Annotated in this window: 14 protein-coding genes and 1 pseudogene; 6 read left to right on the top strand and 9 right to left on the bottom strand. The window is 72.8% G+C overall.

Annotation, left to right across the window (positions count from 1 at the left end; genetic code table 11):
- On the top strand, positions 1-1,146 hold a 1,146-nt coding region (locus tag C1I98_RS26515), incomplete at its 5' end, for a helix-turn-helix domain-containing protein (protein WP_306461923.1).
- Here C1I98_RS26515 and C1I98_RS26510 read toward each other — a convergent pair.
- The 8 genes from C1I98_RS26510 to C1I98_RS26475 form a co-directional block, all read right to left on the bottom strand.
- Positions 1,122-2,069, bottom strand: a complete 948-nt coding sequence (locus C1I98_RS26510) for a WD40 repeat domain-containing protein (RefSeq protein ID WP_158558191.1) — start codon at positions 2,067-2,069, stop codon at positions 1,122-1,124. The two genes, C1I98_RS26515 and C1I98_RS26510, sit on opposite strands and share 25 nt — an antisense overlap.
- Before the next feature lie 70 nt (positions 2,070-2,139).
- Positions 2,140-2,961, bottom strand: coding sequence for an NmrA family NAD(P)-binding protein (locus C1I98_RS26505; protein WP_111170144.1), 822 nt, complete (start codon positions 2,959-2,961; stop codon positions 2,140-2,142).
- A gap of 83 nt (positions 2,962-3,044) precedes the next feature.
- On the bottom strand, positions 3,045-4,223 hold the full coding sequence (locus C1I98_RS26500) for an ABC transporter permease (RefSeq protein ID WP_111170143.1): 1,179 nt from the start codon (positions 4,221-4,223) through the stop codon (positions 3,045-3,047).
- Complete coding sequence (locus C1I98_RS26495) at positions 4,224-4,922, bottom strand: ABC transporter ATP-binding protein (protein WP_111170142.1); 699 nt, start codon at positions 4,920-4,922, stop codon at positions 4,224-4,226. It abuts the gene before it with no gap.
- The gene (locus tag C1I98_RS26490) at positions 4,915-6,360 is read right to left on the bottom strand and encodes a peptidoglycan-binding protein (RefSeq protein ID WP_233508198.1); all 1,446 of its coding nucleotides are present in this window, start codon (positions 6,358-6,360) and stop codon (positions 4,915-4,917) included. Before C1I98_RS26490 ends, C1I98_RS26495 begins: the two co-directional genes overlap by 8 nt.
- Complete coding sequence (locus C1I98_RS26485; RefSeq protein WP_111170141.1) at positions 6,357-7,259, bottom strand: hypothetical protein; 903 nt, start codon at positions 7,257-7,259, stop codon at positions 6,357-6,359. Before C1I98_RS26485 ends, C1I98_RS26490 begins: the two co-directional genes overlap by 4 nt.
- A gap of 46 nt (positions 7,260-7,305) precedes the next feature.
- Complete coding sequence (locus C1I98_RS26480; protein WP_111170140.1) at positions 7,306-8,223, bottom strand: hypothetical protein; 918 nt, start codon at positions 8,221-8,223, stop codon at positions 7,306-7,308.
- Positions 8,220-8,627: a PadR family transcriptional regulator gene (locus tag C1I98_RS26475; protein WP_111170146.1), complete on the bottom strand. Its 408-nt coding sequence runs from the start codon at positions 8,625-8,627 to the stop codon at positions 8,220-8,222. The genes C1I98_RS26480 and C1I98_RS26475 overlap by 4 nt, the downstream gene beginning before the upstream one ends.
- 100 nt (positions 8,628-8,727) lie before the next feature.
- On the opposite strand from C1I98_RS26475, the gene C1I98_RS26470 reads away from it, so the two are divergent.
- The 5 genes and pseudogenes from C1I98_RS26470 (at position 8,728) to C1I98_RS26455 (ending at position 11,242) form a co-directional block, all read left to right on the top strand.
- Positions 8,728-9,003: a hypothetical protein gene (locus C1I98_RS26470; protein WP_111170139.1), complete on the top strand. Its 276-nt coding sequence runs from the start codon at positions 8,728-8,730 to the stop codon at positions 9,001-9,003.
- A complete protein-coding gene (locus C1I98_RS26465) occupies positions 9,000-9,293 on the top strand; it encodes a hypothetical protein (protein WP_111170138.1) in 294 nt (97 codons plus the stop codon). Before C1I98_RS26470 ends, C1I98_RS26465 begins: the two co-directional genes overlap by 4 nt.
- Positions 9,290-9,703, top strand: a pseudogene (locus C1I98_RS44340) (ABC transporter transmembrane domain-containing protein); the annotation flags it as partial. The gene C1I98_RS26465 and the pseudogene C1I98_RS44340, both read left to right, overlap by 4 nt.
- A gap of 99 nt (positions 9,704-9,802) precedes the next feature.
- Entirely contained in the window at positions 9,803-10,768 is a 966-nt protein-coding gene (locus tag C1I98_RS26460; RefSeq protein WP_233508199.1) for an SDR family NAD(P)-dependent oxidoreductase, read from the top strand.
- A gap of 129 nt (positions 10,769-10,897) precedes the next feature.
- Positions 10,898-11,242 carry a hypothetical protein gene (locus C1I98_RS26455; protein WP_146607644.1) on the top strand — a complete coding sequence of 115 codons (345 nt, stop codon included), beginning with the start codon at positions 10,898-10,900 and terminating at the stop codon, positions 11,240-11,242.
- 75 nt (positions 11,243-11,317) lie between these two features.
- Here the strand turns inward: C1I98_RS26455 and C1I98_RS41735 are convergent.
- Positions 11,318-11,567, bottom strand: a 250-nt coding sequence (locus C1I98_RS41735) for an MBL fold metallo-hydrolase (RefSeq protein WP_233508197.1), incomplete at its 5' end; no start/stop codon positions are given.

The following is an 11,567-nucleotide window of genomic DNA, read 5'->3' as shown; positions in this document are numbered from 1 at the left end:
GGAATGGGGCAGGCTGGGCCGCCAGGGGGGATGACGATGAACGTACTTCGGCGCGGTGAGGTGGAGTCCGCCGCCGCGCGGGCCACCGGCGCGCTGGACCTGTTCGGCCGGGTCTCGGCGAGGCTGCGGCGGATGGTGCCCTACGACTCGGCCGTGTGGGCGGCCACCGATCCGGACAGCGGGCTGATCACCGCGCCGATGCTGGTGGAGAACCTCGGCTCGGGCGAAGGCTGCGCCGCCTACTGGGAGAGCGAGCTGCTGGAGGAGAACGTCGTGCCGTTCCGGGAGCTGGCGCGCGCCGCCGTGCCGGTGGCGGGGCTGCGGGCGGTCACCGGTGATCTGCCCGCGCGCAGCGCGCGCTTCCGGCGGCTGCTCGGCGACCAGGGCGTGGGCGACGAACTCCGGGCCGTACTGCGGATCGGCGAGCGGCCGTGGGCGGTGGTGAGCCTGTTCCGCACGGCGGGCGCGGGCGCGTTCGGCCCCGGCGAGACCGCGTTCCTGGCCGCCCTTTCCCGCCCGCTCGCGGTACGGCTGCGCGAGTTCGCCCGGCCCTCGGGGGTGCCCGCCGCAGGTGCGGACTTCGCGCCCGGCCTGGTGCTGTTCGACTCCTCGGGCGAGGCGACGTCGATCAATGAGGAGGCCCGGCGGCACCTCGCGTCCCTGCCGGACGGCCCGTCGGTGCCGTCCGCGCTGGGGGTGCGGCTGCCCATCTGGATCATCGGCACGGCGTTGCAGGCGCGGGCCATCGCCTTCGGCCGGGGCCGGGGCGGTGCCCGCGTGCGCATCCGCACCGTGGACGGCCGCTGGCTGACCTGCCACGCCTCCTGCCTGACCGGCCCCAGAGGACGACCGGGCCCGGTGGCCCTGGTCATCGAGCCCGCCGCCGCGTCCGCCCTCGCGGCCATGATCGCCGAGGCGTACGGCCTGACCCCGCGCGAGCTTGAGATCACCCAGTGCGCGGTGCGCGGGCTGACCGTCGCCGAGATCGCCGGACGCCTGCTCATCTCCCCGCACACCGTGCGCGACCACCTCAAGGCCGTGTACGGCAAGGCGGAGGTGTCGGGGCGCGGCGAACTGGTCGCGCGGTTGTTCGCCGACCATTCGTGGCCGTCGGTGAATCGTCAGGCGCGGGTGTACAGAAGATAGACGCTGGCTATTTTCCAGGCTTTCTCGTCGAGGTCGGCGAGCACCCGCACCGGTTTTCCGTCCAACCCGGCGACCACCACCTGGAAATCGCGGCCTTTTCCGGCCACCGCGATGAAGTGCCGCTCGTCCCACCAGCCGAGCAGGGACTCGGCCGGGAAGTTCACCTTTTTGGTGATCTTCCCCTCCGGCCAGCGCACCACGCAGACGTCGGGGTCGTCCTCGTAGGGGCACCCGGTGAGCAGCCTGCGGCCCGAGGGGGAGAAGGCGTATTCGCCGTTGGGGGTGTTTCCCACCTTGAGCGACCGCCGTAGCCGGCCGTCCAACCAGTATTCCTTGATCTCACCGTCCAGCCAGGAGATGACGCTGCGGGCGCCGGGAGTCCATTCGAAGTATGCCTCGGGGTTGGGGTCGGTCACCTTGGCCTGGCGGTAGGTGAGCTTCTTCCTGTCCACGATGGAAAAGCCGCTGACCGCCCACTTGGTGTCGGTCAGTTTCCTGCGCTCGGTGCCGACGAGGTAACGGCCGTCCGGCGACCAGCGCAGCCAATCCGTGATCCATGGCCCACGTACGGTTTTGACGCGCTTTTCCGCCCAGGTGCCGCGGTCCAGCAGGACGACCTCGTCGCGTCCGTCGGCCGCGAACTCCTCCGACAAGCCGGCGATCCGGTCACCGCGCGGCGAGACCGTCAAGCCGTAGTACTGGGTCCTTTTGGTGAAGACGTCGCTTCCTTTACCGCGCAGATAGACGCCGTGGTACAGCTCGTACGACGTCACGCGTAACCGGTCGTCCGGCCTTTCGTGCAGGGTGACCCCGGTCGAGGGAAGTTCTATATGCACGACGCCGCCGGTTTCCGCCGACACCGGCCCGGCATTCAGCAGCGCCAGGAAAATGGCGAACCCGCCAAGGCGAATATGTGATTTCACGGCGCTGATTCTAAACCGCGACGGCGGACGCGGGCGCGGTGATCGCGCCCGCTCGCCGGGGTGATCCAGCTCAGTTGAACACGGCGGCGTGCTCGCGGACCCACTGGGCGAACGTCCGCGCCGGGCGGCCGGTGACCTTCTCCACGGTCGGCAGCACCAGGTCGCCCGTGATCGGCGGGTCGGTGCGCACGGTCAGGAAGAACTCGATGTCACCGTCGCCGTAGCCCTCCGCGCGCCAGCGCGCGATCATCTCGTCCCGGCTCAGCTCGACGAACCGGATCTCCCGCCCTAGCACCTCACTGAGCACCCGCACCCGCTCCGGCATGGTCAGCGCCTCGGGCCCGGTCAGCCAGTACTCCTGCCCGGCGTGGCCGTCCCCGGTCAGCGCGACCGCCGCCACCGAGGCGATGTCCGAGTCGTGGATCATCGCGCTCCTGGCCTCGGCGAACCCCTCGCGTACCGTTCCCTCCTCCCGGATGGAGGCCGCCCACTCCAGCGTGTTGGACATGAACTCCACCGGCGCGAGGTAGGTCCACTCCAGCCCGCCGGCCTCGACGGCCGTCTCCAGCGGGCTCTTGTCCACGTCGCCCTTCAGCACCGTCACCCTGCGCACGCCCGCCCGTACCGCCGTGGACACGATCTGCTCGCCGTTGGTGAGCGGCGCGTAGTCGTCCCCGCCGAAACAGATCAGGTGCGCGGCGGTGACCCCCTCGAAGGCGGCCTCCAGCCCGGAACCACCGGCCAGGTCGCCCGCCACCACCTCGGCCCCGGCCGGGAGATCGGCCTTGGCCGGGTTCCTGGTCAGCGCGCGTACCGGGTGCCCGGCCGCGAGCAGTTCGGCCACCAGGGGCCGCCCGACGTTGCCGGTCGCACCCGTCACGAGAATCGTCATGGGGAATCTCCTCTCTCTCGGACCCGCACGTTATGAGCACTGGAGGACACTTGATGTCCGCCACTCGCCGCCGGTCCGGGCCCTCAGCGGAGGGCGTCCACCGGTTCCATGCGGGCCGCGCGCAGCGCCGGGTAGAGCCCGGCGAGCAGGCCGACCAGGGCCCCGGCGGCCGGGGCGGCGAGTACCGGCGCGATGTCGAGCACCGGTGTCCACTGCCGTACGGCGGCCACCGCGACCACCGCGACGACGCCCACGCTCGCCCCGATCACGCCCCCGGTCAGCCCGATGAGCGTGGACTCCACCAGGAACTGCGCCGCGACGTGCCGCCGGGCGGCCCCCAGCGCGCGGCGCAGGCCGATCTCGGAGGTCCGTTCCAGCACCGTGACCAGCGTGGCGTTGGCGATGCCGACCGCGCCCACCACCAGCGACACCAGGCCCAGGATCAGGAACAGCCCGTTGAGGTCCCCCTCGACGGCGTCCCTGGCCCGGGTGGGGCTGGGCGGGGTGATCACGTGCAGCTCGCCGCTCCTGGCCGGGCTGAGCGCCCGGGGGAGCTGCCCCGCGATCAGCTCGGCCGCGCCCAGGCGGGTGTTGACCAGGACGCGGGTGACGTCCTTGAGCCCGAAGTCGGCCCCGATGCCGGGCGGCACGATCACCGCCGTGGACAGTGCCTGATCGCGGCCGAGGTCGGACAGGATGCCGATGACGCTGTAGGCGCGCTCGCCGATGAACACGGCGGGGCCGTCGGCCAGGCGGGACACGCCGACCATGCGGGCGGCGTCCGCGCCGAGCACCACCACACGGTCGCGCCGCAGTACATGGCCCTCGTCGTAGAAGCGGCCCGCGGAGACGCGCCCGCGCACGGCGGCCGGGAGGTCCACCGTCGCGGCGACCACGGCGAGGTTGCGGCCGGAGACCCTGGTCGGGTCCACCAGCCGGTTGGCGGTGACGGTCAGGTCGGTGTCGCCCTCGTTCTGCGCGACGGCGGCGGCCGAGGCGACCCCGCGCAGCCGGGTCAGCTCGGCCGGGGCGTCCCAGCCGACCAGCGGGCCGTCCTCGCTCTGCGGCACCTCCACGGTGATGGCCGTCGCGGTCAGCTCGTCGAACCGGCCGACGATCCGGTTGCCCGCCGTGGCGGCCACGCCCAGCGTGATCACCAGGGTGGCGATGCCGAGGACGGTGCCGAGGGTGGTGAGGGCCGTGCGCAGCGGCCGGGCGAGCACCCCGGCCACCGCCTCGGCGCAAAGGTCGCGCGGGTCCACTCATTCCTCCCTCAGCACGCCGTCGATGATCCGCACCCTGCGCCCGGCGCGGGAGCTGACCTCGTCCTCGTGGGTGCTGACCACGATGGTGAGCCCCTGTTCGCGTAGCTCGTCGAACAGGTCCAGGAGCAGCGTGGTGTTGTGGCCGTCCAGGTTGCCGGTGGGCTCGTCGCACAGCAGCAGCGACGGGCGGCCGAGCAGCGCGCGGGCGACGGCGACGCGCTGGCGTTCGCCGCCGGACAGCCGGTTCGGCGGGAAGTCCGCGCGGTGCCCCATGCCGACCCGTTCCAGGGCCTGTGCGGCACGCGCCCGCCGCCCCTTGCGCAGGTTCGTGGGCGGTTGCCGGTAGACCTCGGCCAGCATGACGTTCTCCAGTACCGGCCGGTGCTGGAGCAGGTGGAAGGACTGGAAGACGAACCCGATCCGCCCGCCCCGCAACCGGGTGCGCTCCCCGTCGGGCAGCGTGGTCGTGTCGATGCCGTCCAGCAGGTACCGTCCCGACGTGGGCCGATCCAGCAGGCCCAGCGTGTTGAGCAGGGTGGACTTGCCCGACCCCGAAGGACCGTTCACCGCCACGTAGTCGCCCGCCGCGACCCGCAGCGACGTGCCGCGCAACGCGTGTACCGGCGGCTCGGCCGGGAAGACCCGGTCCACGTCCACGAGCCGGATCACCGGCTCGGCGGTCCCGGGCTCAGCCATTGCCGATCACGACCCGGTCGCCCTCCTTGATGGCCCCGCTGACCTGGACCCGGCCGTCGGCGGTGAGCCCGGTGCGCACCTCCACCGCGCGGGTGCGGTCGGTCGCGTACTCCACCTGGACGCGTGGCCTGCCGTCCGCCGCCGTGATCACCGCGGCCACCGGCACGGTCAGCACCTCGCCCTCGGTCTCGCCCACCGTGATCCGGACCGTCACCGCGGCCCCCGCCTGCTCGCGCAGTTTCGCCGTGCCGGCCGGTGTGATCCGCACCGGGACGCTGTCCGGGCCGGCCTGTTCGTCGCTCTTCTCGGTGGGGACGCGGGCGTCCGCGCCCATCGCGGTGAGCCGCGCCGGATGCGTCTTGCCCGCGCCGGTCTCGATGACGGCGGGCAGGCCCTCGCGCAGCAGCCCGGCCTCCTGGTCGTCCACCGAACCATTGATCACCATGGCCGTGCCGGTCACCGTGCCGACCGTGGCCGCGACCGGCTCGCCCGCCCGCAGCGCGGTCTTGGCCAGCCTGGCGGGCAGCTCGGGCAGGAACACGATCTCGCCGGGCGGGATGCTGATCCCGTACGCCGCCTGGTACTCCAGCAGGTTCGCCCGGGCTCTGGCCAGCTCGTCCCGGCCGTTGGCGATCTTGAGCTGAAGCGGCCCGGTACGGCGGGCGTCGCGCAACGCCTCCTCGGCCGCCAGCACCGCCTCCTCCGCGGTCCGGGTCGCCTTGCCGTCCCCGGTCTTCCGCGCCGCGCGCAGGTCGGCGCGGGCGTTGGCCAGCCGTTTGCGCAGCGAGCCGACGTCCTCGGCCTTGCGCAGCGCGGCCCGGTCGGCCGCCAGCGTCTCCTCGGCGGTCTGCACCGCCGCGCGCAGCTCGCCGAGCGCCTGCCGGGCGTCCAGGCCGGGCTCCTGGGCGCGGTACCCCCGCGCGCGGTACCAGCGCTGGACAGCCGCCGCCGTCCCGGCGTCGAACACGCCCGAGGCGGGCGCGCCGAACCCGAGGCGGCGCAGCGCCCGCTGCAACTGCCGCACGTCGGCCCCCTGAGTGCCGGGCGCGATCGTGCGGTGCATCGGCACCTTCCCGGCCAGGGCGAAGACCGGGCGGCCGTTCACCTCCATGAGCGGCCTGCCCGCAACGATCCGGCCCGGGCGCGGCGCCCGTGTGACGCGCTGGGGGGCCGCGCCCTCGGTCGCCGGGCCGACCGCTCCCGCCAGGGTGATGGTCAGCGGCGAGCCGTACTCCAGGGTGCCGTTGAGCGCCACCGCGCTGGTGAGCTTCTGTTTGCGTACCGGGGCGGTGACCAGTGAGGGCCGGGGCGGTTCGCGCAGCGCGGCCTGGTCGGCGGGGGAGCGCAGCGAGCCGCCCACCACCCACCCGGCGCCCGCGATCAGGACCACCCCGCCGACGATCCCGGCGAGCAGCCGGCGCGGGGATCTCACCGTCACGGTGACAGCCCGAAGTCCCGGTGGACGCGCTGCTCGATCTCCCGCTGGGCGGGCAGGAAGGCGGCGTAGAAGTCCTTGCCGCAGGCGAGGTCGTCGAGCGCGTCCTTGACCTCCCTGTCCAGGTAGGGGCGGGCCTGCTCGACCGTGAGGTTCGGTTCGTAGCGCTCGACCTTGTCGGCGCCGAGCCCTTCGGCGACGTCGTCGGGGATCTTCTCGCCCATCGGGCGTTTCACCGCCTCGAACCGCTCCCTGCCCCTGGAGGCGATGGCGGTCGGCTTGGTGGACGGCACGGAGTACCCCTTGGCCTTCAGGCAGGACGCGGTGGCGGCGGCCAGTTCGACCAGTTCGGCGTCGCCGTCGAGTTCCTGTTCGGCCGTCCGCCGGGCGGACTCTTCGGCCTGCTCGAAGTGGTCGAAGAGGCCCTCGATCCGCTTCCCGGTGACCTGCTCGATCGCGTCGGCGTAACACCGGTCCTCCGCCTCCCGGTAGGCGGCGTACTGGCTCTTGGACAACGACGTGATGATCTTGTTGTTCGGGTCGACGACCTTCGGCTTGGCGGTCTCGTCCGGCTCGACCATGGGGTTGCCGAGTTCCTGGGGGTAGACGTAGATCGCGAACACGCCGTACCCCTGCTTCTGGCGGTGCGCGCGCATCGCGGCGTGGTCGCCGGTCAGCGCCTTGCCTGCGGTCTCGCTGCTGGGCCGCAACGGCGGGGCCACGAAAGGCACGTACTGAAATCCGCGCCCCTTCATGCAGTCGGCGATGATGTTCTCGACCCTCCGCGTGGTCTCCGAGCCGGTGGCCTCGGGGGACGCGGCCGTCGGGGTCGCGGCGGAGCCGCACGCGGCCAGCAGGGCCAGCGGCACGGCGGCGCAGGCCGCGCGAATGGATTTGGGCATGCTTCACCTCGGTTTCGGGGCATGACAGATCGGCCAGAAGGCTCGGTCAGAGGAGGGCGTGCCGGCGCGACCGGTGGACGGCCGCCGCGGCGGCTCCGGTCAGGAAGACCAGCAGGGCCAGGTGCGCGTAGTCGCCCCGGGTGGCGGTGCCGATGTTCTCCGCCAGTTCGACGACCTCTACGGGCAGGTAGAGCAGGGCGGCGAGCGCCCAGCGGGGGTCCGCGGCGACGTGCCCGGCCCACCCGGCGAGCAGCAGCAGGCCGATCTCCAGGGCGGTCCTGCCGGGCGTCGCGGTGGGGTCGGTGAGGGCCCGCATGTCGGTGTTGACCCCGATCAGCAGCGGTACGGCCAGGGCCCACCGCCAGGAGCGGGCGCGGGGGGCGGCCCATCGTACGGCGAGCACCGCCGCGCCCAGGAAGACCATCGCGTGCGCGGTCGCCGGGGCCGCCGGGCCGCCCATGGACAGCAGCGCGGGCACCCCCCACTCCCGTGGCAGCGGGTCGGCGAACACGGGCAGCAGCGTGCCGTCCAGCCACGGCAGGCCGAGGCCGATCGCGGCCACCTTGACGCAGGTCAGCCCGGCCGCCGGAAGCGCGAGCCAGAACCGGCGGCGGGCCACGGCCACCGCCGTGAACACCGCCAGACCGGTCCACACCGGGATCGTCCCGGCGTACGGCAGCAGCATGGCGACGTTCGCGACCGACAGCGCGGTGATCGCCAGATGTACGGCGTCGGCCCACGCCGGCCCCCGCGCGGCCTGGACGGCCCGCGTCCGCAGGCCCCCGGCGAGCAGCGCCACCGCCTCGGTGAGCGGCGGCGTCGAACGATGCGGCTCGGCCGTCGCCAGGAGCGTGGCGATCAGCTCCTCGCCGTGCCCGGCGCGGTAGCCGCGGGGGTAGGCGAGCAGCATCCGCCGGTACCTGCGTTCCAGGGGGCCCGGCGCGGGCCGGGGGGTGGTGGTCATGTCAACGCCGGCCTCCATACGGGCCGGCGCCCGAGCGCCAGACCGGCCGCGGCCGGGGAGGTCAGCGGCACGAACGCCGACCCGGGCAGCGCTCGTCCGGTCACCACCGAGGCGGCCTGCCGCATCCGCTCGGCCTCGGTCAGCACCAGCCTGGTGCCGTCGTCGGTGAGCCTGAAGTAACGCCGCGGCCGCCCGTCCACCACCTCTTCCCGCTCGACCGCGATGAGCCCCCCGCCGGCCAGCCGGTCGAGCGCGCCGTACAACGTGCCCACGGGCAGCTTGACCCGCCCCTCGGACATCCCGAGCACATGCTTGATGATCCCGTGCCCATGCAACGGCCCGTCCAGCAGCGCGGCCAAGATGAAGTACGTCGACTCACTGACCGGCAGAGATTTCTTAGCCATGCCGGCGACCATACTTCGCCCCACGATGTATCGTCAACTCGGTTGCCCCGCCCGCAGACGGTCTGTTGTACTGCCGGACGGAAGAGCGTCGGAATTTCGGGTGCTGGCCGGTGTGGTCGCCGTTGTGCTGGCCGTGGACCCGCGGGTCGGCGGGGCGCTGCTGGCCTACTGCGCGCTGGCCGGGTTCCTGATGGCCCGCGCCCAAAAGGTGGCCGTGCCCTCTGCGGCCCGCTCGCGCGAGGCGGGCGCGGTCATGTACGGCCACCTGGAGGAACGGCTGGCCGCCATGGAGGACATCCGCGCCAGCTGTGGCTGCCCCACCCGGTCCTGCCGCTGGCCGGCGGCCTGCTGCTCAAGCTGCTGTTCGACCAGATGAGCGGGCACGCCGCCGCCGGCATGGACCAGGTCGTGTGGCTGTGCGCGGCGTTCGTCGGGGTGGAGGTGCTGCGCGGCCTGGTCCTCGTCGTGGCCTGGACGCACGGGGTCTACTGGTGGGACGGCGCGGCGACCGTCCTGCGGGCCAACGTACTGCGCTCGATCCTCACCGCGCCCGGCGCCGCCGCCGACCGGCAGCCGCACTCGCCGGGGGAGTCCATCCCGGCTCCGCGACGACGTGGGCGACCTCGTCGACTTCACCGACGAGAGCGTGCCCCTGGCGGGCTCTGATCGTCTTCGCCGCCGGGGCCCTCGGCATCATGGCGTCCATCGACCACGTCATCACCCTGGTCCTGCTGGTCCCGATGCTGGTCATCGGGGTGCTGAGCAGGGCCTTGAGCGAGGTCGTACGGCGGCTGCGCAGGCGCGCCCGCGTCCTCGGCTCGGTCGTCACCGCCTTCATCGGCGAGACGTTCGCGGGCACGCTGGCGATCAAGACCGCGGGCGCGGAGGACGCCGTGCTGGCCCGGCTGCGCGAGCACAACCGAAACCGCCGCGCCGCCGCCGTCAAGGAGCGCCTGGCCACCGACCTGCTGGACACCGCGACCGGGGCCACCGTGGAGATCGGCATCGGCCTGGTGCTGCTGCTCGCCGCGCCCGCCATGCGCCGCGGCGACTTCACGGTGGGCGACCTCGCGCTGTTCACCGGCTACGTCGGCTGCTCGCCGAGGCGGAGGACGCAGGTCCGGCACACCGCCCGCCTTGGCCTGGAGCGCACTCCACTTCGTAGGCTCCGCTGCATGACTACCGCACAACACAAGATCGGATCAGGGTTCGGCGCGCGCACCACGGCGAAGGAGGTGGTGCGCGGCGTCGATCTGTCCGGGCGGCTCGCCATCGTCACCGGCGGCTACTCGGGGCTCGGACTGGAGACCACCCGGGCGCTCGCCCGCGCCGGCGCGCGTGTCGTGGTGCCGGCGCGGCGCAAGGGCGTGGCGGAGGAGGCGGTCGCGGGGATCGACGGTGTCGAAGTGGACGAACTCGACCTCGCGGACCTGGCGAGCGTGCGGGGGTTCGCCGAGCGCTTCCTGGCCTCGGGGCGCGGCATCGACATGTTCATCGGCAACGCGGGGATCATGGCCCTGCCCGAGCGGACCCTCGTCGGCCCCGGCTGGGAGGCGCAGTTCGCCACCAACCACCTCGGGCACTACGCGCTGGTCAACCTGCTCTGGCCGGCCATCGAGGCGGGCGGCGCGCGGGTGATCTCGGTCTCCTCCGGTGGCCACCGCCGCAGCCCGATCCGCTGGGACGACGTCCATTTCACCGGCGGCTATGACAAATGGCGCGCCTACGGGCAGGCCAAGACGGCCAACGTGCTGTTCGCCGTACGGCTGGACGAACTGGGCAGGGACGCGGGCGTTCGGGCGTTCTCGCTGCACCCCGGGGGGATCATGACCCCGTTGCAGCGGCACATGCCCAAGGCCGAGATGGTCGCCATGGGCTGGATCGACGAGGACGGCAACGTCGCCAACCCCAGCTTCAAGACGCCGGAACAGGGCGCCGCCACACAGGTCTGGGCGGCGACCTCCCCGCGCCTGGCGGACATGGGCGGGGTCTACTGCGAGGACTGCGACATCGCCGAGCAGGTCCCCGACGAGGGCGACTTCACCGCGGGCGTGCGCGGATACGCGATCGACCGGGAGCACGCGGCCCGGCTGTGGACGCTCTCGGCCGAGCTGACCGGCGTGGACGCGTTCGCCCGCTGACCGCTCCGCGCGGAACTTCGGGTGGCATGTCCGCAATGCGTCCGAGCTTTGTCCACCCCGGCTGCGACGCTTCTCGTGTCGGTGCGGCGGCCCCCGCCGGACCGGATTCTCAACAAACGGAGGATTCAGATGAGCATGAGGACCAAGCTGCTGGCGACCGTCGCGGCCCTGCCCATCGCGGGCGCGGCCCTGTTCGCCGCCTCCGCTCCCGCTTCGGCGACGGCTCCGAAGCCCGCGCCGAACTGTGTGGTCGGCTACGTCTGCGTGCAGTTCATCAATGGCGCCGTCGAGGCGATTCCGGGCGGCGCCACCCGGACCTACAACCCCGCCGCCACCATGGTCGGCATCACCAACGGCTCGTCCATCGACTACTGCGTGGACGGCAACCCGGACTTCCAGCTCAAGGCGGGCTGGTACCGCGACGAGGTGCAGCCGATCTCCACGATCGCGCCTGGCGCGGTCTGCACCTCGTAATCCTCTGAGGCTGTCCGCCCCCTCCCTCCGGAGCGTTTTCCGGGGGCCGGAACCGGGGGGAGGGTGGTGGTCGGTTCAGCCCGTCCGGGCCTCGCCTCTCAAGAACTCGATGTAGCGGTCCGCCGAGGACCGCAGCGCGCCCTTGGCTCCCTCCCGGAGCACGGGCGTCCACCAGCCGCCGTAGATGCGGTCGAAATCGTAGGGCGCCACGGCGTCCACCACCCGCCGTACGTCGCGCTCGGGCAGCGGCAGCCGGTTGGGCGCGCTCCACACGAACGTCAGCCGGTCCTCGCCGGGCGTGACGAAGATCGTGTCACCGGTGAAC

The sequence above is a fragment of the Spongiactinospora gelatinilytica genome, assembly GCF_003236385.1.
GTDB classification, from domain to species: Bacteria; Actinomycetota; Actinomycetes; order Streptosporangiales; family Streptosporangiaceae; genus Spongiactinospora; species Spongiactinospora gelatinilytica.
This window is presented reverse-complemented; position numbering and strand designations above follow the sequence as displayed.

What these genes read in the sequence shown, in the direction of transcription:
- C1I98_RS26455 (WP_146607644.1), top strand. Translation starts at nt 10,898, where the DNA reads ATGAGCATGAGGACCAAGCTGCTGGCGACCGTCGCGGCCCTGCCCATC.
- C1I98_RS26465 (WP_111170138.1), top strand. Translation starts at nt 9,000, where the DNA reads ATGAGCGGGCACGCCGCCGCCGGCATGGACCAGGTCGTGTGGCTGTGC.
- C1I98_RS26485 (WP_111170141.1), bottom strand. Translation starts at nt 7,259, where the DNA reads ATGCCCAAATCCATTCGCGCGGCCTGCGCCGCCGTGCCGCTGGCCCTG.
- C1I98_RS26495 (WP_111170142.1), bottom strand. Translation starts at nt 4,922, where the DNA reads ATGGCTGAGCCCGGGACCGCCGAGCCGGTGATCCGGCTCGTGGACGTG.
- C1I98_RS26475 (WP_111170146.1), bottom strand. Translation starts at nt 8,627, where the DNA reads ATGGCTAAGAAATCTCTGCCGGTCAGTGAGTCGACGTACTTCATCTTG.
- C1I98_RS26480 (WP_111170140.1), bottom strand. Translation starts at nt 8,223, where the DNA reads ATGACCACCACCCCCCGGCCCGCGCCGGGCCCCCTGGAACGCAGGTAC.
- C1I98_RS26460 (WP_233508199.1), top strand. Translation starts at nt 9,803, where the DNA reads ATGACTACCGCACAACACAAGATCGGATCAGGGTTCGGCGCGCGCACC.
- C1I98_RS26505 (WP_111170144.1), bottom strand. Translation starts at nt 2,961, where the DNA reads ATGACGATTCTCGTGACGGGTGCGACCGGCAACGTCGGGCGGCCCCTG.